Raw genomic sequence first — 23924 nt, 5'->3', positions numbered from 1 at the left:
AGTTTAAAGGTTGTTTCATAAAAGCACGAAAGTTTGAACTGGTAAGCCATGGTAGCAAAGCGCCAGACTTCCTACATATGGAATATGATTCGCAGATATCATCGGCGAATAATTGAAAACTCGGTCTTTATGGAGCCACTATGCAATTCATTGATCTTGCTGCGCAACGCGCGCGTATCGAAGACCGGATAAACAATGCAGTCTTAAAAGTCGTTAAGGAAGGCCGCTATATTCTGGGGCCTGAAGTTGCTGAATTTGAAAAGCAGCTTGGCGAATATTTGGGCGTTGAACATGTTATTGCTTGCGCCAACGGTACGGATGCATTGCAGATGCCTTTGATGGCGCGCGGCATCGGCCCTGGTGATGCTGTTTTCTGTCCGTCTTTCACCTTCGCAGCTACTGCTGAAGTTGTAGCACTGGTTGGTGCAACTCCGGTATTCATCGATGTTGATGCTGATTCATACAATATCAATCTTGATCACCTTGAAGAAGCCATTGCGATGATCCGCAAAGAAGGCCGTTTGCAGCCAAAGGCTGTTATTCCGGTCGATCTTTTTGGTCTGCCAGCTGATTACTCTCGCTTGATGACTATTGCTGAGCGTGAAGAACTCTTCATCATCGAGGATGCGGCGCAGTCGATTGGTGGTAAAGCCAATAATGTCATGTGCGGTGCATTCGGTCATGTGGGCGCAACAAGCTTCTATCCGGCCAAGCCTTTGGGCTGCTATGGTGACGGCGGTGCAATGTTCACCAATGATGCTGAACTGGCTGAAACCCTGCGTTCGATCCTGTTCCATGGTAAGGGCGAAACCCAGTATGACAATGTTCGCGTGGGTCTGAACTCACGTCTGGATACAATTCAGGCAGCAGTTTTGCTTGAAAAGCTGGCTATCCTCGAAGATGAAATGGAAAAACGCCAAATCGTTGCCAAGCGCTATAATGAAGGCTTGAAGGATGTGGTCAAGGTTCCGGTAACGCCAAACGGCTTCCGCTCAGCTTGGGCGCAATATTCGATCGAAGCTGACAAGCGTGATGATTTGCGTGCCAAGCTTGGCGAAGAAGGCATTCCGTCCGTGATCTATTATGTGAAGCCTTTGCATTTGCAGGATGCTTACAAGCATAATCCTGTTGCGCCAGCAGGCCTCAAAGTTTCGGAAGAACTGCCTTCACGCATCCTGAGCCTGCCTATGCACGCTTATTTGTCAGAAGAAGATCAGGACAAGATCATCAACACGATCCGTGGTTTCTACGGTCGCTAAGACAATCTGATAAGAATGAAAAAAAACCGGGCTTGAAGCCCGGTTTTTTTTATGTGGTTTTTTCGGCGCGATTATTAATCAGCTGCGAGGTGACTTTAGCCAGCCATGGCCCAATCAGCAGCACGATAAAGAAGCGCGATGTTTGCATGGCCATGATGAAAGCAATGTCGACATTGCTGGAGGCGGCGATAATCGCAATTGTATCGGCCCCGCCCGGGCTGGTGGCAAGATAAGCGGTCAGCATATCAATGCCGGTCATATAGCTTAAAAACGCTCCATAGAGGCCGCAAATGATGATCAGTGATACAATGGCCAGCAGGATGGAAGGGAAGACCTTCAGCGCATAATTAAGAATGGCGCGGGTGAAGCTTAAACCAATACGCCAGCCGACAAGCACATAAGCGATCACCAGCAACCAAGGCGGCAGCACAATGGTGAGCCAGCCCAGTTCCTGCAAGGCAATGCCGCCAAACAATGGCAGCATCAGTGGTGCAGAGGGTGCTCTGACAAATTTACCGATCGTGACGGATACAAAAACAAATAACAGCGTTGCACTTAAATTTTTCCAGTCAACAGGCGGAAACCAATCAACACTCACCACTGCTTCAGCAGAAATATCCATAAAACTATGCGTGACGAGCGAAGCGGTACCCGCAACGAGCGCAACGCGCAAATATTGCATCAGCGCAACAATGCGCGGATCGGCACCATAATTGGCTGAAAGCAGAATAAGCGCGGAAGCCGCGCCCGGTGAGGAGCCCCAAATCGCGGTTGTCGGGTTCAAGATATTAAGTTTACCAAGCAGATAGCCAAGGCAGGTGCTGGCAAATAGTACAAACAGCACGGAGAAGATAAAGAGCGGCAGATTAAGCAGCATGGAGCGTAAGAAAGCTTCATTGATGCTGAGTGCGATCAAACAGCCAATCAGCCCTTGCGCCCAGTAAAATGGTGTCTGCGGCACCTTTGGTGAGCCTTCATGCGTTGCAATGATGATAGCCGCAATCATGGAGCCAAGCAGAAAGCCTGCGGGGAGATGGAAATATTCCAGAATGCTGATGATCGGCACAGAAAAGCCTATCATCAGCAGCCATTGCACGATGATTGGTTTTCCACGTAACGATAAGAGGTGCATTGCTTGCTCCGACTGCTGTGTGAAACAGCAAGGCATAAATGATGCATGCGAATTTGTGAGCCATTATTAAAAATAACGGCTTCTTAAAACAGGACTATCGGCTGCGCGAAAGCGAGTCAATACGCTTGGAAAGGCCGGTTCTTTTGCGTGATTTTGATTGGCGACTTTGATTGGCGCTGGTGAGTGCGGAAGCCACAGGTTCTTTCGCCAAAATAGCGTGAACAGGTGATTGATCGCCTTCTTGTTCTGCCGATATCACCACCATTTCAGCAGCAATATCCTGCAATTCTTCGCGGATTGCTTCTTCTGTTTGGTGGCTATGCGCTGAGCGGCTTAATTTTTCTTCGGCATCCGACAAGAGGCCGATCAGGCGCGCAAGGCGTTCTTCAAGACGGGCGTTCTTTTGTTTTTCATTGTTAAGCGCTGTCTGGGTGGCCGATATTTCAGCCTTCAGTTTGTTTTCGCGCATATCAAAATCCTTGTGTGACCGTCTGAGCTCGGCGATTTGGTGATGCAGATGATCGATGCTGGTTTCATTCGCTGCCAGTTCAAGTCTGGTAACATCGCCAAGTTCTTTCAGCTCTATATGATGTTGTTGCAGCTCGCCATAATCATCAGCGAGCTTTTCTGCGTGTGAACGCAATTGTTGCGCGGCACTTTGGCTGTCTTTAAGCGCTTCTTGATGCTTTTGCAGCTCTTCTTCGCGTGAAGCGAGCGCTTGTTCGAGCGCCGGAATGCGCTTTAAATCCTGATGGTTTTTACCAAGCGTAATTTTAAGGAGGGCGCGCTCTTCTTCGGTGCGTTTGATGCGCATTTCGAGGCCGGCGATTTCGGCTGCATAACGGGCGCGCAGACCATCGGTTTTGGCATTGATTTCATCAAGGGTGAGCGGCAAAGAGGCTTCGACATCTTTGCGAGAGCGTTGATAGGAAAGCTTAAATAAAGCAGGGGCAATGAAAATGCCGATAAAAACCGCGCATAAAAACCCTAAGATGAAAAACAGCGCAGTTTCGATCACAGCTGAACTTTCCAATCAGCAAAGCCAATGACACATTTTATCGTGCAAAGCCTTGGCTGTAAATTTTACCAGAGCACTCATATAAGTGGCATTGCCATATAAAGATGGCTTGTCAGGGCTTTAACGGGAGAAAAAGCCCTGATTGAGATGTATTAAAACGGATTCCAGGTCGGAGTATTGGTCAACTTTAAATATCCGATATTAATGCCAAGACGAGCCCCGACGCCTGTGCGTACCGGAACAAGCAGGATGTTACCGCGCTTGACGACATTGAAGCCAACACCTGCAATGACATAGGCTGAACCTGAAACGCCGGCAAAACGACCGTAGAGGCTCTGAATGTCATCCAGATTATAAACCAGCATCATAACGCGTGAACCCTGACCGCCAAAATCCCAGCCAAGCGACGGGCCTTGCCAGAATGTTTTATGGTCACCTGCATTTTTGGTGAACAATGTGCCTTCACCGTAAGTCAGGCCGCCAATAAATGCACCGGAGCCTTCCTCGCCCAGAATATAGCCGTTGGGCAGGCCGTAACTCTGGAAGATTTTTTCAATTGCCGATGCGATGCCGCCACTGGTCGAGCCAAAGAAGCGATGGCCTGAGTCAACGATCTCAGCGGCAGTATAGGTGTTGTTCGCATATGCGTTTTGGGCTGAGGCAAAAACGAATGCCAACAGCATGAAAGTGATTGTCTTGAAGCGCGCGAAGCGCCCCGACAGGGGAAAGCTGGCCATATTTGGTTCCTTCTGGCTACTCGCATCTCTGTCTGACATACGACCCTGTTAATTTTATAAGCATCGCAGCCCTTAAAGCTGCGAGCAGAATCATCGCCATGATAAAAGCGAATCATTTGCTAAATGGTTACAAAATAAAATTGTTGCCAAAGTGACTGAAAAAAATACCGTGAAGTGGCATTTCGTAAACATATGCAAACATCTTGCTTGTAAGATAAGCGACAAAATTCCGTGTGTTTATCCACTCTATTGTGGGCTGAACTGGGGAATTGTATCGATAGTGCAATCAAGTGATTCGCTTTGGCGTATCCGTGTTCAATCTTTCGTTCTGCCCTTTACATTCCGGCAGGCATTTAACCCGTGCCGCCGCGAAAACTAAAATTTCGGAGATCAATTATGTCATTGCCTGTGGTTATTTCAGCTCTCGATCTTGGTGCATTATTATGCAGCCGCATCTGCCATGATATTATTTCCCCGGTCGGTGCGATCAATAATGGTTTGGAATTGCTCGAAGAGGGTGGTGCTGATGAAGATGCAATGGAACTGATTAAAGCCAGTGCGCGCAATGCTTCTGCCCGATTGCAATTTGCACGCATTGCTTTTGGTGCTGCTGGTTCGGCCAGTGTTCAGATCGATACCGGCGACGCGCATAGCGTGACGCGTGAATATTTTAAGAATGAAAAAGCGGAATTATCCTGGGAAGGTGCGCGTGTTCTGCTGCCGAAGAATAAAGTTAAGCTGTTGCTCAACCTGATTTTGGTGGCAAATTCGGCTATTCCGCGGGGTGGCAATTTAGATGTGGTGCTGGAAAACGGCGATGTTAATCCGGTTTTCAAAATCACGGTTAAAGGTCGTATGCTGCGCGTTGCACCTAAATTCCAGGAGCTTTATTCGGGCAATATCCCGGAAGATCCGATTGATGCTCATGCGGTGCAGCCATATTACACTCTGCTTTTGGCACAGGAAAGCAATATGGAAATCGGCATTGATGTACGTGAAGAAGAGATCGTCTTCTCGGCGGCAGAAAAAGCCGCTTAATAAAAGCTTTTTATTAAGCGATTTTGAGCGCTAGCAAACTGATTTAAAAGCGGCCTTGATGATATCAAAGCCGCTTTTTGAGTTCGATGTTTGGTGATCCTTCGAGGTCTTTACGATTTTGGATAAGAAAAAACCCGCCATAGGCGGGTTTTTTAAATAGAATTCAGACTAATCTGAACTTAAATATTTTTTATGCGCTTTCACGCATTTCGCCATCTGGCTCACGCAATACATAGCCACGGCCCCAAACGGTTTCGATGAAGCTTTGATTGCCGGAAACTGCATCCAGTTTTTTGCGCAGTTTGCAGATGAAGACGTCGATGATCTTCAATTCAGGCTCATCCATGCCGCCATAGAGATGGTTGAGGAACATTTCCTTGGTAAGGGTTGTGCCCTTGCGCAGCGAAAGCAGTTCCAGCATCTGGTATTCTTTGCCGGTCAGGTGCACGCGCTGGCCTGCAACTTCAACGGTTTTCGCATCCAGATTAACGATGAGTTCACCGGTGGTGATAACGGACTGCGCATGACCTTTTGAGCGACGAACGATTGCGTGAATACGCGCAATCAACTCATCTTTATGGAAAGGCTTGGTCATGTAGTCGTCTGCGCCAAAGCCAAGGCCACGAACCTTGTCTTCAATACCAGCCATACCCGACAAGATCAGGATAGGGGTTTTAACTTTTGACAGACGCAATGTGCGCAATACTTCATAACCGGACATATCCGGCAGATTCAAATCAAGCAGAATAATATCGTAATCGTACAGCTTACCCAGATCGATGCCTTCTTCACCCAGATCGGTGGTATAGACATTAAAACTCTCTGATTTAAGCATCAATTCAATGCTCTGTGCAATTGCACTATCGTCTTCAATCAATAGGACGCGCATTTTAATATCCCCTTTCCGCAGCTGACCAATTGTCCTTCAAAGCAGCACACGGAACTGTCGTTGCCTTATTGTGAAGGTGCCAGCAAATGGTTAACAAAATATGATTCCCTTTGGCAAGCACATTTATTTGTCATTGAGAGATATATCGTATCTATTTGAATCCAAAGCATAAGTGTCCTTCAGTGATTGTTCGCAAATCACTTTAAGAAACACCGCTAAGTGACTCATACGACTCTATCTTTTTGACCGTTGCCAAAAAATCACATCATATTTACCGAGCCTTAATTCCTAACGCTTATGATTAAGGAAGCTCGTAAAGGAATGGTTACCAAACGTAAAAAATCTTAACTTATTTTTCGTAATTGGTGACCAGTGACGGGTTTGAGAGTTTAAGTGTGTTGTGTGGGGTCACCCTGATGGAAGTTTTCGCAGGGCTGGTTTTCAAGGAGTATTGCGTATGAAACCACGTGAAAGTCTTGTTCGACTGAAGCTTTTTCAGGTTAAAGAAAAGCGTCGTCAGCTCGGGCAGCTTGATCTCATGATGGGTGAATTTGAACGCATGGCCAGTGAGCTGGAAGCGCAAATCATTTCTGAAGAGAAAAAAGCAGGCATTACGGATTTAACGCATTTTGCTTATCCGACATTTGCAAAAGCTGCCCGCCAGCGTCGTGACAACCTGATGGTGTCGATTGGCGATCTGCAAGTGCAGAAAGAAGCGGCAGAAGCTGATTTGGTGGTTGCTGAAGCGGATCTGGCCAAAGCGGAAGCTTTGGAAGAGCGCGACGGCAAAGTGATGCGTGATATGGATGAACGTCCTGCATTTGACCGTCGTATGATGATTGGCTGATGATTTTTTAAAACTATTGCCCTCGCTGACAAAGCGGCGAGGGGGCTGGTGGGGGATCAGCATCAATGGCTTTCAAAACGAATCAAAATGATTGCCGGAATTCTTCCGGCATCTTGGCTGTTGCCGGCCATTAATTAATGGTTAGCTGATAGCGATCAAATCCCGGTCGCTATAGCGGCAGTTTTTGTTTGAACATGATTTGCATGGCGGATTTAGTCTGTCTGTAGAGATCGGACTGATAAGGCTCGCAAGCTATGTGGCTTGCTGGAGCGCAATCTCATTGATTGACAAAATTTTGTAAAATATTGAACCGGAATAGTCGGTATGTAAGTCGCGTTGCGGCTCACGAAGATTCGTGTTTGGGCAGAGCTTAAAATATTGATTTTCAAGTAAAGATAAAGCCGGCACGAGGCCGGCTTTATAGGTTTTGAGCTGTTCAGGCGCGGTTGTTAAAAACCTGCCATGACCAGAGGGCAGTTAAAATTAACCGCCCGAAAAACGATACAGCCTAGTGGCGGTATTGCTGAATTCGGGTTGTCCGCAAACCGGCGAGACCATGCTCGTCGATTGAAGACTGCCAGGACAGAAACTCCTCGACCGTTAAGGTGTAACGTTGGCATGCCTCGTCAAGAGAAAGGAGGCCTCCGCGAACGGCGGCGACAACCTCTGCCTTGCGACGTATAACCCAACGACGCGTATTAGCGGGCGGGAGATCGGCAATGGTCAGCGGGCTGCCATCAGGGCCGATCACATATTTTATTCGTGGTCTTACCAGATCGGTCATTGTACTCTCTACACAATTCACTCAAGGACCTAATCAAGTCTCACTTTAGACACACAGCTTTAAAAAAGAGCTAAGCACCTGGTAACGCCTTGGTAACGAATTGAAAAATATGCGTGAAACCCCCAGATTTCTGGGCTTTTTATGATTAATTTTTTTGTTCATTTCGCCAAATAATCATATTTTTTATTTGGTTGGCGGCGAAAGTGTTAAAATTGGCCGCCATTATGTTAATATTTGCACGCATGTGCGATGCAAAAGCAGCATGTTTTAAGAATCTCATATAAAGTTGATTAAGCAATGCGAGTTTTCTCGTGCAATGATAGGCTCAGGGCTTGGCAAAATGCCGCACTATGACCTATATAGGCAGTAATTAATTTGAATTTGCTGGAAACGAGGGCTGTTGCCCTAGGACTGGATTCCAAAATGATGCTGAATAGCTTGGACCTGCCGGGTAGACCGGAAGATACGCGAATAGTCGTTGCCATGTCTGGTGGTGTTGATTCGTCTGTTGTGGCCGGCATTCTTAAACGAGAGAATTACGATGTCATCGGCGTGACATTGCAGCTCTATGATCATGGCGCAGCTGTGCATCGTGCGGGTTCATGTTGTGCAGGGCAGGATATTGAAGATGCGCGCCGCGTTTGCGAAGCTCTTGGTATCCCCCATTACGTTCTTGATTATGAAAAACGTTTCCGTGACGCGGTGATTAATCCATTTGCTGATTCTTATATTGCTGGTGAAACGCCTATCCCTTGTGTCACCTGTAACCAGACGGTGAAATTTGCCGATCTGCTGCAAACAGCGCGTGATCTGGGCGCTGCCGCTTTGGCAACCGGCCATTATATCCGCAGCCGTGCCAATGGCGAGCATCGCGCATTGTTCCGTCCGGTTGATACCGATCGTGACCAGAGCTATTTCTTGTTTGCAACAACGCAGGAACAGCTTGATTATTTGCGCTTTCCTTTAGGCGGTATGCCTAAATCAGAGGTGCGTAAAATTGCCGAAGAGCTGGAACTGACTGTTGCGCAAAAACAGGACAGTCAGGACATTTGCTTTGTTCCGCAGGGTAAATATTCCGATATCGTTTCACGGTTGAACCCTGCTGCTGCAAGTCCGGGCGCGATTGTTCACATTGATGGCCGTATTATCGGCCAGCATGAAGGTATTGTGCATTATACTGTTGGTCAGCGCCGTGGTATTGGCGTTGCAACCGGCGATCCTTTATATGTGGTGCATCTGGATGCAGCGCGCTCCCGCGTTATCGTTGGCCCGCGTGAGGCGCTGGAAACGCATAAAGTCTTTTTACGTGATGTGAACTGGCTTGGCGATCAGGCGCTCGATGGTCTTCCGGAAGAGGGTGTCTCAGTTTTTGCGAAAGTGCGTTCTACCCGTGCGCCGCGTCCTGCTGTTTTGCACAGCAAAGACGGCGAGGTCTGGGTTGAGCTGATTGACGGAGAAAGCGGTATCGCGCCAGGTCAGGCCTGCGTGCTCTATTCCGATGATAGCAACACAGCACGCGTGTTTGGCGGTGGCTTTATTGAGCGCTCAGAGCGTGAGCCAGAAGCAGAAGCAATGCTGCGTCGTCTGGTGAGCGGTGAAACAGTGGTAACTGCTGCTTAAAATACTGACTTTTATATTTAAAAGGCTGTCATTTGAGAAAATGGCAGCCTTTTTGTGTCTGGTTTTAAGTCGTCTAGAGCGCCGTGTGCCAGACTTGGCACACAAAGGACGCTCTAACACTTTAAAATTATGCTCTAAGAAGCTTGCTTTATGAGAAGCGGCTGCATCGGCTTAATGCGATGCCGGAAGCGGTTGCGACATTGAGGCTGTCAAAATCTTCTGCCATCGGAATACGCGCAGATTGCAGCTGGTTTAATATATGCGCCGGTAATCCCTGGCCTTCGGTGCCGAGCAGCAAAGCACGGCGCTTGACGGGTTTGACATCATGAATATTCATCTGCCCAGACGGGCTGAGCGCCAGAATTTCAAAACCGGCTTTGACCAGCTCTGCGATAATCTCATCAATGGTGCCGCCACGCGCATATGGGGTTTTTAAACTGGCACCGACTGAAACCCGGATGGCTTTGCGATAAAGCGGGTCGCAGCACATTTGATCCATCAAAACAGCATCAGCTGCAAAAGCTGCCGCATTGCGGAAGATGGAGCCGACATTATCGTGATTGGTCAGGCCGCATAAAACCACGACCAAAGCTTCTTGGTTTAAACTGGCAATCAGTTGCGTATGGTTGAGCACTTCTGCCTGACGGCCAACAGCCAGAATGCCACGGTGAACATGGAAACCAGCTACCTGATCCATCACGGCGGAGGGCACGACATAGACAGGCAGTTCCGGCGGACAAAGCGCCAATTGCTGCTCCAGTCCGGCCAAACGGTTTTCCAAAATCAATAATGAGAGTATCCCGACGCGCTCCGAGCGCAGAGCAACATTTAAAACCGATTTTCCCTCGGCGATGAATAACCCCTGACGACCGACCAGATCTTTTTCTTTGATGGAACGATAGGCTGCCAGACGTTCATCATCGGCATCACTCACATGAATAATTCTATTGTTTGGAAAAGCAGTGGTCATGGGATTTCATATCAATCAGGGGAGGGAGTATTGTTGGTTGTTTAACAGCTGCCACACATTTATTGAACAGCTTATGTCAGCAAAAAACCCCACCATTTGAAATGGCAGGGTTATTAAAAATCAGATGTTCGTTTCTTGAAGCTAAGGTTTTAAGCAGAACTCAAGCAAAAGCGGCGACGCGCTGATGTTCCGGTACCTGATGGATGCCGGCCAATGTTGAGAGCATAGTTTCAATATGCGGCGAAGAGACCATGTAATAGATAGTCTGTGCATCGCGGCGTGTTGAAACAAGGTTCATCGCTCTGAGTTTAGCCAAATGCTGTGACAAGGCTGACTGGCTTAAGTTTACTTCCTTAGCCAATACACCCACCGACATTTCATTATGCAATAGCTTGTTGAGAATAAGCAGACGCTTATTATTTGCCAGTGCTGTTAGAAAATCAGCAGCATAGTCTATGTGTTGTTCGAGATTATTAAAGTTAATTTGATGCTTCATGCCGCGCTCCACCCCCGTAAGACAACATGATTAATAACTATTTTTATCCCAAAATAAGTAGCGAGGAAAAGTTCTGTTTGCAAGCCTTTCTTGAAATTAAACGAATAATTGACGGTATTTCTTTGAAATTATCCGCAATTATAAGGCTTGTAAGGTTGATATTATTTGAGTTTTTGCTGATAAACCGTCCGCTGCATTATTTTCAAACCACACTCTTTCAACACTCTCATTGCTGCGCAAATTAAAGCCGTCAGGGTCAATGGCGCTGATGATCCATGGTGATGAAGGAGCTTCATTTTTGGTGACTTGAGTCGCTAGCTTTCGGATGTGATCTTTATATGCAGCATTAAGCGCTGCCAGTGTTTCCGCTTCATAAGTAGCAATCGCTTCGCTGAATTTAGAATCACAAATCAAATCAGCGGTGGTCAGATTGAAGGCCTTGCCGAAACCGCCATTGAGGCTTGCACCATCCACCTCCAGCCGGAAAAAACTGAAATCGCCAAGATCCACATAAAGCGCGCCTTTAGGATTATGGCTCAGATAACGGATGCGCAGGCGCTGATAGGCTTCATGTTCACGGGTAATTTGCCGTGCAGTGCAATGAAGCGTGATGCGGGCATGCGCCATCGCATCGCCTTTACCAGGCTCACCCGCAAGCAATGAGCAGTACGGGTGCGCGATAAGGCTTGCAGTATGCGGGGCAAGCGCTGAAACCAGAATAAGCGGTGTGCCGTCATTGTCGGTGGCAAGGGCGACGCGGCTGGCATTGGGACGCTGCGTGGTGGCGGAGATACAGGCCAGTGCCGCAAAACGCGCAGTGCGCATCAAGCCTTTGGCGATTTGGATGGCTTGCGGGGTGGTCGTGCGGATGACGTCTTTGGTCGTTTCAGGGGCTTTTTGCATTCTGTCCACAGTGTTGAAATCGGATGATTAAAATAGCTTACACTTTTTTCTATAAAATGGAGAATTTAAATCATATTTTAGAGGCGGATTTTTTTAAAGCTGTGGCGCATCGGATTGATTTAGAAAAGAATTTTTACGACTCTGATGCAGACAGCTTTTTTATGATGTTTTAGTGATAATAAATTGACCTGAACGTAATTTTCTTTCAAAAATAAGAAAGTTAGAAGAAAAATCTACTAAATCGACTGGAAAATGGTTGATATTGTAATTTAGTTCTACAGACGGAGCTTGCAAAGTTTAGTAGCACAGGTTTCGATAGGGCTTGATTGCCGAGCAATGGGGGCTCAGCAAACCGACATTTCCGTGGAGGCGGATTTACATATGAAACTTTATAAAAAATTGTTAGCAGCATCAGCACTTGCAACAATGGCAGGTGTCATCGGGATGACCGGCGCGGCTTCCGCAAAAACATTGGTTTATTGCTCAGAAGCTTCACCTGAGGGATTTGATCCTGCACCTTACACCACAGGTAACACCTTTGATGCTTCCTCCCATCCGATTTACAATCGTCTGGTAGAGTTTGAGCCAGGTGGCACCAAGGTTGTGCCGGCATTGGCTGAAAGCTGGGATGTCAGCGAAGATGGTAAGGAATATACATTCCATCTGCGTAAGGGCGTAAAGTATCAGACAACAGATTTCTTTACACCAAGCCGTGAATTTACCGCTGATGACGTGATCTTCTCTTTTGAACGTCAGCGCGACAAAAACAGCCCTTGGTATGAATATACCGCAGGTATTTCTTACGAATATTTCAACTCGATGGATATGACCACCCTGATCGACAAGATCGAAAAGGTGGATGACCACACAGTTAAATTTGTGCTGACACGTCCGGAAGCACCTTTCATTGCTAACCTTGGCATGGATTTTGCTTCTATTGTCTCCAAAGAATATGCAGACAAGCTCGAAGCTGATGGCAAGAAAGAAAACCTCAACCAGTTCCCTGTAGGTACCGGACCTTACACATTCGTAGCTTATCAGAAAGATGCGGTTATTCGATATAAAGCGAACCCTGATTTCTGGAAAGGCAAAGAAAAGATCGATGATCTGGTTTTCGCCATCACTATCGATCCGGGCGTTCGTATGCAGAAGCTCAAAGCGGGTGAGTGCCATATTGCGCCATATCCGGCACCGGCTGATATTGAAGGTCTGAAAGCCGACAGCAATCTGGTTGTAGACGAACAGGCTGGTCTGAACGTTGCATATCTGGCTTACAACACACTTGTTGCACCTTTTGATAAGCCGGAAGTGCGTCGTGCGCTTAATCAGGCCGTCAACAAAGACGCGATCATTGAAGCCGTGTTCCAGGGCACCGGTCAGGTTGCAAAGAACCCGATTCCACCGACAATGTGGAGCTATAATGACGCTGTCGAAGACGACAAATATGATCCGGAAGCCGCTAAAAAGGTTCTGGCAGAAGCTGGTCTGACCGAAATGAAGCTTTGGGCGATGCCGGTCAGCCGTCCATATATGCCAAATGCGCGTCGTGCAGCAGAGCTCATTCAGGCTGACTTGGCGAAGGCCGGTGTTAAGGCTGAAATCGTATCGATGGAATGGGGTGAATACCTCAAGAAGGCATCCGACAAGGCACGTGATGGTGCTGTGATGCTTGGCTGGACCGGTGACAATGGTGATCCGGACAACTTCCTTGGTGCATTGCTTTCATGCGCCGGCGTTGGCGGCAACAACCGTGCACAGTGGTGTAACGAAGAGTTTGACGCCATTATCGCTAAAGCGAAAGTAACTTCGGATCAGGCAGAGCGTACCAAGCTTTACGAACAGGCACAGGTTCTGTTCAAAGAGCAGGCTCCGTGGAACACACTCGCTCACTCGACTGTTTATATGCCAATGTCCAAAAAGGTTGTTGGTTATAAGATGAGCCCGCTGGGAGCACACCGATTTGACGGTGTTGATCTCTCCGAGTAATCCGTAAAGGGGAAATACCGGGCGTTGAACTTGTCAAATGGTTCAGCGCCCGGTTTTCAATTGGACAATGATACGTTTCATTCTTGGCAAGATTTTATATCTTATTCCAACTTTCATAGGCATCACGATCGTCGCTTTCGGCTTTGTGCGTGTTTTGCCTGGGGATCCGGTTTTGCTGATGGCCGGTGAGCGCGGGCTTTCGCCCGAACGCCATGCGCAGCTGCTGGAGCAGTTCGGATTTCACCGTCCCTTGTGGGAACAATATTTAGATTATGTCTGGAAGCTTCTGCACGGCGATTTTGGCGCGTCAATCGTGACGAAAGTGCCGGTACTGACAGAGTTTTTTACACTTTTTCCCGCAACATTAGAGCTTAGCATTTGTGCGATTATCGTGGCCGTGCTGATCGGTGTTCCGGCAGGCGTTCTGGCAGCTGTCAAACGCGGATCATGGTTTGATCAGACATCAATGGGTGTCGCACTTGTTGGTTATTCGATGCCGATTTTCTGGTGGGGCCTGTTGCTGATTATCCTGTTTTCAGGGATATTGCAGTGGACACCGGTTTCGGGTCGTATTTCACTGTTGTATTATTTCCCTTCCGTCACCGGTTTCATGCTGATCGACAGCCTGCTGTCGGGTCAGAAGGGCGCTTTTGCATCAGCTGCATCGCATCTGATTTTGCCGACTATTGTGCTGGCCACCATTCCGCTGGCGGTGATCGCCCGTCAGACACGTTCAGCCATGCTGGAAGTGCTGGGTGAGGATTATGTCCGTACAGCCCGCGCCAAAGGTTTGCCACTGCGCCGTGTCATCGGTCTTCATGCACTGCGCAATGCGCTGATACCCGTGATTACCACCATCGGTTTGCAGGTTGGCGTGTTGATGGCCGGTGCGATTTTGACCGAAACGATTTTCTCATGGCCTGGTATCGGTAAATGGATGCTCGATTCCATTTCGCGTCGTGACTATCCGGTCGTGCAGGGCGGTTTGCTGCTGATTGCGATGATGGTTATGGCCGTTAACTTGATCGTTGACCTTCTCTATGGTCTGATCAATCCGCGTATCCGGCATAAGTGAGGCTGTTATGAGTGAAGTAACTGTTCAGACGGAAACCTCAGATGCGCCATCAACTATGCGCGGTTTGAAGGATTTCTGGTTTTATTTTAGTGTCAACCGCGGTGCGGTGATCGGTCTGTTTGTGTTTACGGCAATCATTCTGGTGGCGATTTTTGCACCACTGGTTGCTCCGCATAGTCCGACCGAACAATATCGCGAATTTATGTTGCGTCCGCCATTCTGGCAGGACGGGGGCTCATGGAGCTTTCCGCTCGGTACAGATGCGGTGGGTCGTGATATTCTCTCGCGCCTGATTTATGGTGCGCAATATTCGCTGCTCGTAGGCTTTGTCATCGTGGTGATCGCCATGTGCGTCGGCATCACAATTGGTCTACTTTCCGGCTTTTTCAGCGGTGCAGTCGATAATATTTTCATGCGCATTATGGACGTGATGCTTGCATTCCCGTCTTTGCTGCTGGCGCTGGTGATGGTTGCCATTTTGGGGCCTGGCCTCATCAATGCGGTGATTGCGATTACTCTTGTTTTGCTGCCGCACTTCTCGCGTTTGACGCGTGCTGCGGTGATGGCTGAAAAAGAGCGCGAATATGTCATCGCGGCCAAGCTGGCCGGTGCCAAAAAACTGCGCCTGATGTTCAGAACCATTTTGCCAAATTGCTTGGCACCATTGGTCGTGCAGGCAACTTTGTCTTTCTCCAATGCGATTTTGGACGTGGCCGCTCTGGGTTTTTTAGGCATGGGTGCGCAGCCGCCGACTCCGGAATGGGGTACAATGCTGGCCGAAGCCCGCGAGTTTATCTTGCGCGCCTGGTGGGTGGTGACTTTCCCTGGTCTGGCTATCCTGATTACAGTGCTGGCAATTAATCTGATCGGTGACGGCTTGCGTGATGCGCTTGATCCGAAGCTGAAAAGGAGCTGATGATGGCTCTGTTGGATATTAAAAACCTGACCGTTTCTTTTGAAACATCGACCGGCCCTTTCCGTGCAGTTGATGGTATCGATATTAGGGTTGATAAAGGCGAAGTGCTGGCGATTGTCGGCGAATCCGGCTCCGGTAAATCGGTAGGCATGCTGGCGGTGATGGGTTTGTTGCCAAAAACCGCAACGGTCACTGCTGACAAGATGGAGTTTGAAGGCCGCAATCTTTTAACGCTCAGCGATAGCGAGCGCCGCTCGATTATCGGCCGTGAAATTTCGATGATCTTTCAGGAGCCGGTTGCCAGCCTTAACCCGTGCTTCACCGTGGGTTTCCAGTTGCAGGAAGTGCTGCGCCAGCATATGGGCATGAATAAAGCGGCCGCCCGTGCCCGCTCGATTGAACTCTTGGAATTAGTTGGCATCCGTGATGCGGGTGATCGTCTTGGCAGCTATCCGCACCAGATGTCGGGCGGCCAGTGCCAGCGTGTGATGATCGCGATTGCGATTGCCTGTAATCCGAAGCTGTTGATTGCCGATGAGCCGACCACCGCTTTGGACGTGACCATCCAGAAGCAGATCCTTGATTTGCTGATGCGGTTGCAGACCGAGCACGGCATGGGCTTAATCATGATCACCCATGATATGGGTGTGGTGGCGGAAACCGCTGATCGTGTGATCGTGCAGTATAAAGGCCACAAGATGGAAGATGCGGATGTGCTCTCGCTGTTTACAGCGCCAAAGAGTGCTTATACGCGCGCACTTCTTTCGGCATTGCCGGAAAACGCAACAGGCGATCGTTTGCCGACTGTTTCGGATTTCGTCTTTGATGCACCGCGCGCAGGAGGTGCGGCATGAGTGAAGTTGTCTTAGAAGCACGCGACATTGTGCGTGACTATCATGTGCCGGGCGGTTTATTCGGCAAAGCTAAAACCGTGCATGCGGTTAAGGGTGTCAATTTCACCGTTGAAAAGGGCAAAACGCTTGCAATCGTTGGTGAGAGTGGCTGCGGCAAGTCAACGCTTGCCCGTATCCTCACGCTTATTGACCCGCAAACTTCCGGCACATTGCTGATCGACGGTAAGGATGTGAATATTGAACGCGACGGTTTGACGCCGGAAATGCGCCAGAAGGTGCAGATCGTGTTTCAAAATCCATATGGATCGCTCAATCCGCGCCAGAAAATCGGCGATGTATTGGCTGAGCCTTTGCTGCTCAACACTAATATGAGCGCAGCAGAACGCCGTGAAAAAGCGATGGAAATGTTGCTGAAGGTCGGTTTGGGACGTGAGCATTTCAACCGCTATCCGCATATGTTTTCCGGTGGTCAGCGTCAGCGTATCGCGATTGCCCGTGCATTAATGCTGAGCCCGAGCCTGCTGGTATTGGATGAGCCGGTATCGGCACTTGATCTTTCTGTGCAGGCACAGGTTCTCAACCTGCTTTCTGATTTGCAGGAAGAGTTCAATCTGACTTACGTTTTCATCAGTCATGATCTCTCGGTGGTGCGCTATATCGCTGATGATGTGATGGTGATGTATTTCGGTGAAGTGGTTGAATATGGCTCACGCGATGACGTGTTCAACAATCCGCAGCATGATTACACCAAGAAGCTGTTTTCTGCGACTCCGCGTGCTGATGTGGAAACCATCAAAGCACGTGTGGCTGCACGCGCCAGAGCGCGCGCTTTGGCTGCTTCTGCGTAAACAGGCATTGCGTTAGAGCATAATTCCTTAAACTTGGATCAGTTTAAGGTAAAATTATGCTCTAATTTTAAAGTGTTAGAGCGACCTTTGTGCGCCAAGTATGGCACATGGCGCTCTAAACAAAAAAGACCGCCGGATTGCTCCGGCGGTCTTTTTTGCTTGATTAGCAAAATTTTTAAGATTGCTGGTGCCATGCCAAGGCGCGGACAATTTCATCCGATGAGATTTTGCCCAAAATTTTGCCATTGTCGACAATGCCGACATCGCCGCCATTTTGTGCAATTGGATTCATCAGATCACGCACCGGTGTTTCTGGTCTGGCAGTTGCCGCAAACGGACGCGCCGGGCTGTTACGATCAAGCGGAGACATGATGTCGGCCGCACGCAACACGCCAAGCGGGTTCATATGGGTAACAAAATCCGCCACATATTGGCTGGCCGGATTAAGCAGAATATCCTGCGGAGTGCCGCATTGAACAATCCGCCCGCCATCCATAATGGCAATACGATTGCCAAGTTTCATCGCTTCATCAAGATCATGGCTGACAAAGACAATGGTCTTTTTCAAGCGGGATTGCAAAAGCAGCAATTCATCCTGAAGGCGGGTGCGGATCAGCGGATCAAGGGCAGAAAACGGCTCATCCATCAGCAAAATCGGTGCGCCTGTTGCAAAGGCACGAGCCAGACCCACACGCTGCTGCATGCCGCCGGACAATTCACTGACCTTATGACACGCCCAGTCTTGCAGGCCAACCAGCTCCAGCTGTTCATGAGCAAGAGCCAGACGATCGGCTTTTTTGATGCCGTTGATTTCGAGGCCGAAAGCGACATTTTCAACGACAGTGCGCCAAGGCAGCAGGCTGAATTGCTGAAACACCATTGAGACGATTTCAGTTCGCAGTTGCCGCAAGGTTTTGCGGTCAGCATTGACCACATCGACAGGGCCGTTTTTGCCTTGCAGCGAGACATGGCCGCGTGCCACCGGTATCAAGCGGTTGATCGCGCGCAAAAGCGTGGACTTGCCTGAGCCGGACAAACCCATCAGCACCAGCATTTCACCTTCGGCAATTTGCAAATCACAATTGTGAACGCCCAAAACCTGATTGGTTGCACTTTGAATTTCTGCTCTGGACAGACCTTCATCGGCAAGGGTCAGAACCTTTTGCGGCTGTTTGCCAAACACGATAGAAACATCGTTCAGGTCTATCATGCTCATTCTTTTATTCCTTCACCGAGCGGAAAATCCGATCAAGCACGATGGCCACCACAACGATAACCAATCCTGCCTCAAAGCCGAGTGCGGTGTTAACGGAGTTGAGCGCGCGTACCACTGGTACACCCAAGCCGTCAGCGCCAACCAGTGCAGCAATCACAACCATCGACAAAGAAAGCATGATGGTTTGTGTCAGCCCGACCAGAATTTGCGGCATAGCGTATGGCAGTTCAATTTTCCATAGCAATTGGCGTCTTGTAGCACCAAAGGCTTCACCGGCTTCAATCAGATGTTCCGGTGTGGAAGAGATCCCTAAATGGGTGAGGCGGATCGGGGCGGGCAGCACAAAAATGGCTGTCGCCAAAAGACCCGGCACCATGCCAATGCCGAAAAACACAATTGCCGGAATAAGATAAACGAATGTCGGCAATGTTTGCATCAGATCAAGCACAGGGCGCATGAAGGCGTAAAGCGTCGGGCGATGCGCGGCAGCAATGCCCAGCGGCACCCCGATAACCATGCACAAGAAACAGGCCGAGAGCACAAGGGTGAGTGTCTCTAAGGTCTGATCCCAATAGCCTTGGTTGAGAATGAAAAGAAAGCCGAGCACTGTCAGCACCGCCACGGTAATGCGGCGTTGCAGCCCCCATGCGATGAGTGCAAAAATGGCAATCAGAATGAAAGGATGCGGTGCTTTGAGCGCAAAAAGCAAACCATCAATCAGTGTTTGCATCACTGCTGCAAGTGCATCAAACAGACCGCCCAGATTATTTGTGAGCCAGTCTACGATTGTTTTGGCGGTACGACCCACCGGAATTTTATTGTCCGTCAGCCAGTCCAACGAAATGTCTCCTGCTGCGTTTTTATCATAAAAAAAGCTTAAACGATAATTGAAATCGGCGGGGTTAAAGCAAAAATGCACCCCGCCTGCAATCCTATAATTTAACTCAGAGGCCGAATGCTGCTTTGGCAGCTTTCAAACCATCTTTGCCGTCAATAGTGGTTACGCCATCAAGCCATTTGTCAAGCGAAGCCGGATTAGCTTTAATCCATGCTTTGGCAGCCTTGGCCGGATCTTCACCATCATCAAGGATTTTGCCCATGATCTGGTTTTCCATATCAAGCTGGAATTCCAGATTGGTGAGGAATTTGCCGACATTCGGGCATTCCTGAGCGTAGCCCGCACGGATATTGGTTTCTACCGTGGCGCCGCCCAGGTTTGGCCCGAAGAAGTCATCGCCGCCGGTGAGATACACCATATCAAAATTGCTGTTCATCGGATGTGGTTCCCATCCAAGGAAGACAATCGGTTTTTTGGCTTTGATATTTTTGGCCACCTGCGCCAGCATGCCTTGCTCGGATGATTCTGCCAGTGAGAAGGATTTAAGATCAAAGGCATTTTTCTCTATCATATCGAGAATGAGACGATTGCCGTCATTGCCTGGCTCAATGCCGTAAATTTTGCCGTCGAGCTCATCTTTGAACTTAGCGATATCAGAAAAGTCTTTCAAACCGGCATCATAAGCTGCTTGTGGCACAGCCAAGGTATATTTCGCGCCGGTCAGATTAACGCGAAGAGTTTCAACGGTTTTATTGTCAAGATATGGCTGCAAATCGGCAGTCATGGACGGGTTCCAGTAGCCCAAAAACACATCAATGTCTTTTTTGCTCAAAGACGCATAGGTGACAGGTACGGATAAAACCTTCACTTCAGGTTTATAGCCGAGGGTCTTGAGAATTTCGGTTGTCACCGCTGTGGTGGAGGTAATGTCCGTCCAGCCCACATCAGAAAAACGTATGGTCGAGCAACTGGCCGGTTCTGCTGCAAGTGCTGCGCTGGCAGGCATCAGGCTGGTAAAGGCGATTGCGCACAGGCCGAGCGACACTGCATAGTCAGTTACGGATTTCATTGTTAATCTCTCCATTATCCGGTTTTTCAGTTTAATTTTTCCGGTTCCGTTTGAGTAGCAAATAACAGATGAATTGCTTTAGTTCTACGAGGGATTTGACCCCAAAACGGAAATGTTCCTGTTTTACACGCAGAAATGATGCGCACTGAAAACAGATGGATTGCCTGCGAATGCAGGGATTGCACCCGCATGAAGGCTTGCGAAAACAGGGAGATGTTACGGATTAAGTGCGTAATCGCAAGTTTTTATTGAAAAACATCCTTTTTGCTGGGTATTTTTCGGTTATTTTCATGTGGCTGCTTGTTGAAAACGGATTTAGTTTCTATTTCAATTGAATGTAAAGATATAATGCTCACATACAAATTGTGAGCATATTTAGGTGCTTGATATCGGGCTTGGCTGTTTGGCTTCAGCGTGGCGTGTAAGAAGGAAGAAGCAGTATGTGGAATGGTATTGTTGGCGTCGTTTCTTTCATCTGGCGCTTGCTGGCAGCGATTGGTCGGGTTATTGCAGTGCCGCTTGGTGCGCTGTGGCGGCTTTACTTGCGCCTTGGCTTGCTATGGAAGGCAGCTATTGGCGTTGTCGTGCTGGGCAGTGTTTTTCTCTACGGCTATTTTATCTGGCAGACCCAGGCCTGGACAAATTTTGATCCCGACTATCCGGCAAAATATACCTATCAGACCGCAACCACGCCGGGCGAAAAGATTAATAATACGATCACACCTTTAATCCAGCCGGCACCAGAAACTCCGGTAACTGAACCAGTTAAGCCGGAAGAGAGTACGGATGCGGCATCTGAACCAACTTCAGATATTGCACCAACCGATACCGCTGATGAGCCAAAGCCGGACACAACAAACATGCCGATGCAGGCGGCAAACTTGCCGGTGAGTGAAAAGTCTTGCGCAATTTCGGCGATTGCTGAAGTGACCGCCGATCTGACTGATTTCAACGTCAATCAGAATGCGTGGATTTCATCTATGGTGCTTTATAAAGCAGGCTTCTTTGGTCTTGATTGGGACAGAACGCCGTTTCTTGATAATAAAGCGTCCTTCCAGCGTGGTATTAATGCGGCCGTTCGCCGTACAACTGTTGAGCTGGTCGATAATCTGGGTCGTCTGCGTGGCACATCACAGGTGGATTCTGATCTGCAAAAAGCCCGTGGCAATATGCAGTTTGCCGAAGATTCCTGGTATTTCGGGTTGAGCCCGTTTGGCCCGAAAACACCGACACCGAGCTATTATCGCTCGGCGATCAAAGATATCCGTAATTTCAATAAGCGTTTGGAAAAATGTGAAGCCGTATTTGATGCACGCGCTGACAATCTGATCCAGTATATTGACCGTATTGCCAATGATCTGGGCTCAACCTCGGCAATCTTGAAAGACCGCGCTGAGAATTATCATGCCGGTTGGTTTGATACCCGTGCCGATGACCGCTTCTGGTTCTCCTATGGTCAGCTATACGCTTATTATGGTTTGTTGCGTGCAGCGCATTCCGATTTCCGTTCGGTTCTGTCAGAGAAGCATCTCGACAGTATCTGGGATTCGATGGAAAAGCAGTTGCGCGATGCTTTGGATATGCAGCCGACTATCGTTTCCAATGGCCGTCAGGATGCATGGTTTACACCATCACATCTGACCACAATGGGCTTTTACATTTTGCGTGTCCGCTCCAATCTGGTTGATATCAGACAGGTTCTGGAACGTTGATTTTAAGGTGATTTGACTTCATGGAACTACCGGCACGGTTACGTCAGGGGGTGGATAGCCTCCTGAACGGGGTAGCATTGACTGATTTGCAGCGCGCTTCCGATATTTTATCGAAGCGCTATCGTGCTGAAACGCGTGACGGGCGGTTGCATTTGTCGGACGAGATGGCAGCCTATGCTTATCTGGCAGCCCGTTTGCCTGCCACCTATGCGGCCGTGTTTTCAAGTCTTGATTATGCGGCGGAGCTGCGTCCTGAATTTAGTCCGGTTTCACTTCTGGATGTGGGGGCGGGGCCGGGCACTGTTTTATGGGCTGCATCACAATGCTGGCCGGACTTACGTCAAGCGACATTGATGGAAGCAAGTAATGCTATCCGCACAGTGGGCTCTAAACTCTCGGATGACGCAGGGCTCGATAAAGTCGACTGGGTGGCGCGTGATATCGTCAAAGAACGTGACCCTTTGCCAAAAGCTGATCTGGTCACACTGGCCTATGTGCTGGATGAGTTGTCGGCTGCTGAACGCAGCGATCTGATTGCGCGTCTCTGGTCTGCTTGTGAAAATATGTTTGTGCTCATTGAACCGGGAACACCTGCCGGCTGGCAGCGGATTAAGGATGCCCGTTCGCAGTTGACAGAAGCAGGCGCTTTTATTGTTGCACCATGTCCGCATCATCAAGCTTGCGCGATCGAAGGTTCTGACTGGTGTCACTTTTCCAGACGTGTGGCCCGTTCGAAATTGCATCGCCTGACTAAGCAGGCGGATGTGCCGTGGGAAGATGAGAAATATATCTATCTTGCTGTGTCACGCTATGAAGGCGAAGGAGCGCAAAACCGTGTGCTGGCACCGGTTAAAACCAGCAGTGGCAAGGCGGAACTTAAGCTTTGCCGCCATGATGGGGGGATTGCTCAGCAAATCATTACTAAACGGGACGGCGATTTGTTCAAGAAAGCGCGTCGTGCTGATTGGGGCGATGTATTGTAAATGCAGGTTGTGTTGAATTTTCAAGCTCAGAAACATATATTCTGTTGTTATTTCAATGTCTTAATTTGAAGATAGAATAATAATACAACCTGATGGAATTACCTGTTGCAATAACATGCAACCTATAGTAGTTATTGGGTGTACTTAATTTATATTATACGTATTCATTACTTCGATGACGTTGCATTTTAATACCAATAACGTCTTCACATGCAGGCAGCAGCATTCGGGAATTCGCAGCCTGATTTGCTCAACCTTTGAGCTTTTATACGTCCGGCTTGTTTAACAAGCCGGACTTTTTATTTATGTGCCTCAAAGTATGCGCCGCCGATGGAGCGGGTGATTGAGTACTGTTTGCAATCTTAATTTCTGTTCTTGCAGGGTTAGCTTTATAAAGATCAGCAGATGGCGTGAAAACTGTCATCTCTGACAGGACTGTTAACTTTCTTTTTGCTCGTGCATTTTTGCAGTTGCCTTCATGCTTGTCACGAGCTATCAAACCGGCATGAACAAGTCGCACATCCTCATGAATGGTTGGTGGTGGGTCCGTTAACAGCGGCCGTGAGAACACTTGTGCATAAGCGAAAGTGAAGTTTGGGGTCGCAACGGGTAATCCGGGCGGCCTTTTTGTTTGCCCGTATCCTTTAAGTGACTGCCAGAAAAATGCATGATTTGAAGACATGCGGACAGGATCAGATCAGCTTTTTTAAAAGGCTGATCAAGGCAAACAGAAC

23 protein-coding genes are annotated in these 23924 nt (G+C 48.6%); 11 read left to right on the top strand and 12 right to left on the bottom strand.

Annotated features, from left to right (window positions below; all coding sequences use genetic code 11):
• Positions 1 to 140: 140 nt before the first annotated feature.
• Positions 141 to 1259 carry a DegT/DnrJ/EryC1/StrS family aminotransferase gene (locus FHS77_RS01925; RefSeq protein ID WP_184219173.1) on the top strand — a complete coding sequence of 373 codons (1119 nt, stop codon included), beginning with the start codon at positions 141 to 143 and terminating at the stop codon, positions 1257 to 1259.
• 49 nt (positions 1260 to 1308) lie between these two features.
• On the opposite strand, the gene FHS77_RS01920 is transcribed toward FHS77_RS01925, so the two are convergent.
• The 3 genes from FHS77_RS01920 to FHS77_RS01910 all read right to left on the bottom strand — a co-directional run bounded on the left by FHS77_RS01920 (position 1309) and on the right by FHS77_RS01910 (position 4092).
• The gene (locus FHS77_RS01920) at positions 1309 to 2391 is read right to left on the bottom strand and encodes an AbrB family transcriptional regulator (protein ID WP_184219170.1); all 1083 of its coding nucleotides are present in this window, start codon (positions 2389 to 2391) and stop codon (positions 1309 to 1311) included.
• A 94-nt stretch (positions 2392 to 2485) separates the two neighbouring features.
• Positions 2486 to 3424 carry a coiled-coil domain-containing protein gene (locus FHS77_RS01915; protein ID WP_184219167.1) on the bottom strand — a complete coding sequence of 313 codons (939 nt, stop codon included), beginning with the start codon at positions 3422 to 3424 and terminating at the stop codon, positions 2486 to 2488.
• A gap of 137 nt (positions 3425 to 3561) precedes the next feature.
• Positions 3562 to 4092 carry a DUF1134 domain-containing protein gene (locus tag FHS77_RS01910; RefSeq protein WP_246431201.1) on the bottom strand — a complete coding sequence of 177 codons (531 nt, stop codon included), beginning with the start codon at positions 4090 to 4092 and terminating at the stop codon, positions 3562 to 3564.
• A gap of 450 nt (positions 4093 to 4542) precedes the next feature.
• On the opposite strand from FHS77_RS01910, the gene chpT reads away from it, so the two are divergent.
• The gene (gene chpT, locus FHS77_RS01905) at positions 4543 to 5184 is read left to right on the top strand and encodes a histidine phosphotransferase ChpT (RefSeq protein ID WP_184219161.1); all 642 of its coding nucleotides are present in this window, start codon (positions 4543 to 4545) and stop codon (positions 5182 to 5184) included.
• Between the two features lie 190 nt (positions 5185 to 5374).
• On the opposite strand, the gene ctrA is transcribed toward chpT, so the two are convergent.
• Positions 5375 to 6073 (bottom strand): response regulator transcription factor CtrA, encoded by a 699-nt coding sequence (gene ctrA / locus FHS77_RS01900; protein ID WP_184219158.1) that lies wholly within the window; start codon positions 6071 to 6073, stop codon positions 5375 to 5377.
• Between the two features lie 457 nt (positions 6074 to 6530).
• Between ctrA and FHS77_RS01895 the strand changes: the two genes are divergently transcribed.
• Entirely contained in the window at positions 6531 to 6920 is a 390-nt protein-coding gene (locus FHS77_RS01895; protein WP_184219155.1) for a flagellar export protein FliJ, read from the top strand.
• 508 nt (positions 6921 to 7428) lie between these two features.
• Here the strand turns inward: FHS77_RS01895 and sciP are convergent.
• Positions 7429 to 7704 carry a CtrA inhibitor SciP gene (gene sciP / locus FHS77_RS01890; protein ID WP_184219152.1) on the bottom strand — a complete coding sequence of 92 codons (276 nt, stop codon included), beginning with the start codon at positions 7702 to 7704 and terminating at the stop codon, positions 7429 to 7431.
• A gap of 423 nt (positions 7705 to 8127) precedes the next feature.
• On the opposite strand from sciP, the gene mnmA reads away from it, so the two are divergent.
• A complete protein-coding gene (gene mnmA, locus FHS77_RS01885) occupies positions 8128 to 9324 on the top strand; it encodes a tRNA 2-thiouridine(34) synthase MnmA (protein ID WP_184219150.1) in 1197 nt (398 codons plus the stop codon).
• 148 nt (positions 9325 to 9472) lie between these two features.
• Here the strand turns inward: mnmA and FHS77_RS01880 are convergent, their stop codons facing one another.
• The 3 genes from FHS77_RS01880 to FHS77_RS01870 all read right to left on the bottom strand — a co-directional run bounded on the left by FHS77_RS01880 (position 9473) and on the right by FHS77_RS01870 (position 11693).
• Positions 9473 to 10294 (bottom strand): TrmH family RNA methyltransferase, encoded by an 822-nt coding sequence (locus FHS77_RS01880; protein ID WP_184219148.1) that lies wholly within the window; start codon positions 10292 to 10294, stop codon positions 9473 to 9475.
• A gap of 160 nt (positions 10295 to 10454) precedes the next feature.
• Complete coding sequence (locus tag FHS77_RS01875; RefSeq protein WP_184219146.1) at positions 10455 to 10790, bottom strand: ArsR/SmtB family transcription factor; 336 nt, start codon at positions 10788 to 10790, stop codon at positions 10455 to 10457.
• A 138-nt stretch (positions 10791 to 10928) separates the two neighbouring features.
• Positions 10929 to 11693 carry a HugZ family pyridoxamine 5'-phosphate oxidase gene (locus tag FHS77_RS01870; protein ID WP_184219144.1) on the bottom strand — a complete coding sequence of 255 codons (765 nt, stop codon included), beginning with the start codon at positions 11691 to 11693 and terminating at the stop codon, positions 10929 to 10931.
• Positions 11694 to 12074: 381 nt separating this feature from the next.
• Between FHS77_RS01870 and FHS77_RS01865 the strand changes: the two genes are divergently transcribed.
• The 5 genes from FHS77_RS01865 to FHS77_RS01845 all read left to right on the top strand — a co-directional run bounded on the left by FHS77_RS01865 (position 12075) and on the right by FHS77_RS01845 (position 17372).
• Positions 12075 to 13679, top strand: coding sequence for an ABC transporter substrate-binding protein (locus FHS77_RS01865; RefSeq protein ID WP_184219142.1), 1605 nt, complete (start codon positions 12075 to 12077; stop codon positions 13677 to 13679).
• A 67-nt stretch (positions 13680 to 13746) separates the two neighbouring features.
• A complete protein-coding gene (locus FHS77_RS01860) occupies positions 13747 to 14754 on the top strand; it encodes an ABC transporter permease subunit (RefSeq protein ID WP_184219643.1) in 1008 nt (335 codons plus the stop codon).
• 7 nt (positions 14755 to 14761) lie between these two features.
• Positions 14762 to 15670, top strand: coding sequence for an ABC transporter permease subunit (locus tag FHS77_RS01855; protein ID WP_184219140.1), 909 nt, complete (start codon positions 14762 to 14764; stop codon positions 15668 to 15670).
• Positions 15671 to 15672: 2 nt separating this feature from the next.
• Positions 15673 to 16524 carry an ABC transporter ATP-binding protein gene (locus FHS77_RS01850; protein ID WP_184219138.1) on the top strand — a complete coding sequence of 284 codons (852 nt, stop codon included), beginning with the start codon at positions 15673 to 15675 and terminating at the stop codon, positions 16522 to 16524.
• Complete coding sequence (locus FHS77_RS01845) at positions 16521 to 17372, top strand: dipeptide ABC transporter ATP-binding protein (RefSeq protein WP_184219136.1); 852 nt, start codon at positions 16521 to 16523, stop codon at positions 17370 to 17372. The genes FHS77_RS01850 and FHS77_RS01845 overlap by 4 nt, the downstream gene beginning before the upstream one ends.
• A 175-nt stretch (positions 17373 to 17547) precedes the next feature.
• Here FHS77_RS01845 and choV read toward each other — a convergent pair whose 3' ends face one another.
• The 3 genes from choV to FHS77_RS01830 all read right to left on the bottom strand — a co-directional run bounded on the left by choV (position 17548) and on the right by FHS77_RS01830 (position 20432).
• The gene (gene choV, locus FHS77_RS01840) at positions 17548 to 18588 is read right to left on the bottom strand and encodes a choline ABC transporter ATP-binding protein (protein ID WP_184219134.1); all 1041 of its coding nucleotides are present in this window, start codon (positions 18586 to 18588) and stop codon (positions 17548 to 17550) included.
• 4 nt (positions 18589 to 18592) lie between these two features.
• Entirely contained in the window at positions 18593 to 19426 is an 834-nt protein-coding gene (gene choW, locus FHS77_RS01835) for a choline ABC transporter permease subunit (RefSeq protein ID WP_184219130.1), read from the bottom strand.
• Between the two features lie 106 nt (positions 19427 to 19532).
• The gene (locus FHS77_RS01830; RefSeq protein WP_374786193.1) at positions 19533 to 20432 is read right to left on the bottom strand and encodes a choline ABC transporter substrate-binding protein; all 900 of its coding nucleotides are present in this window, start codon (positions 20430 to 20432) and stop codon (positions 19533 to 19535) included.
• Between the two features lie 503 nt (positions 20433 to 20935).
• On the opposite strand from FHS77_RS01830, the gene FHS77_RS01825 reads away from it, so the two are divergent.
• Together FHS77_RS01825 and FHS77_RS01820 are read left to right on the top strand one after the other, a co-directional pair.
• On the top strand, positions 20936 to 22207 hold the full coding sequence (locus FHS77_RS01825; protein ID WP_184219124.1) for a DUF2333 family protein: 1272 nt from the start codon (positions 20936 to 20938) through the stop codon (positions 22205 to 22207).
• A gap of 20 nt (positions 22208 to 22227) precedes the next feature.
• On the top strand, positions 22228 to 23190 hold the full coding sequence (locus tag FHS77_RS01820; protein WP_184219121.1) for a small ribosomal subunit Rsm22 family protein: 963 nt from the start codon (positions 22228 to 22230) through the stop codon (positions 23188 to 23190).
• 265 nt (positions 23191 to 23455) lie between these two features.
• Here the strand turns inward: FHS77_RS01820 and FHS77_RS01815 are convergent, their stop codons facing one another.
• Positions 23456 to 23872, bottom strand: coding sequence for a hypothetical protein (locus FHS77_RS01815; RefSeq protein ID WP_184219118.1), 417 nt, complete (start codon positions 23870 to 23872; stop codon positions 23456 to 23458).
• Positions 23873 to 23924: the final 52 nt, after the last annotated feature.

The organism is Paenochrobactrum gallinarii (genome assembly GCF_014205685.1).
In the GTDB taxonomy this organism is placed as follows: domain Bacteria; phylum Pseudomonadota; class Alphaproteobacteria; order Rhizobiales; family Rhizobiaceae; genus Paenochrobactrum; species Paenochrobactrum gallinarii.
The sequence above is the reverse complement of the archived record's forward strand: the minus strand, read 5'-3'. Positions and strand labels throughout refer to the sequence as shown.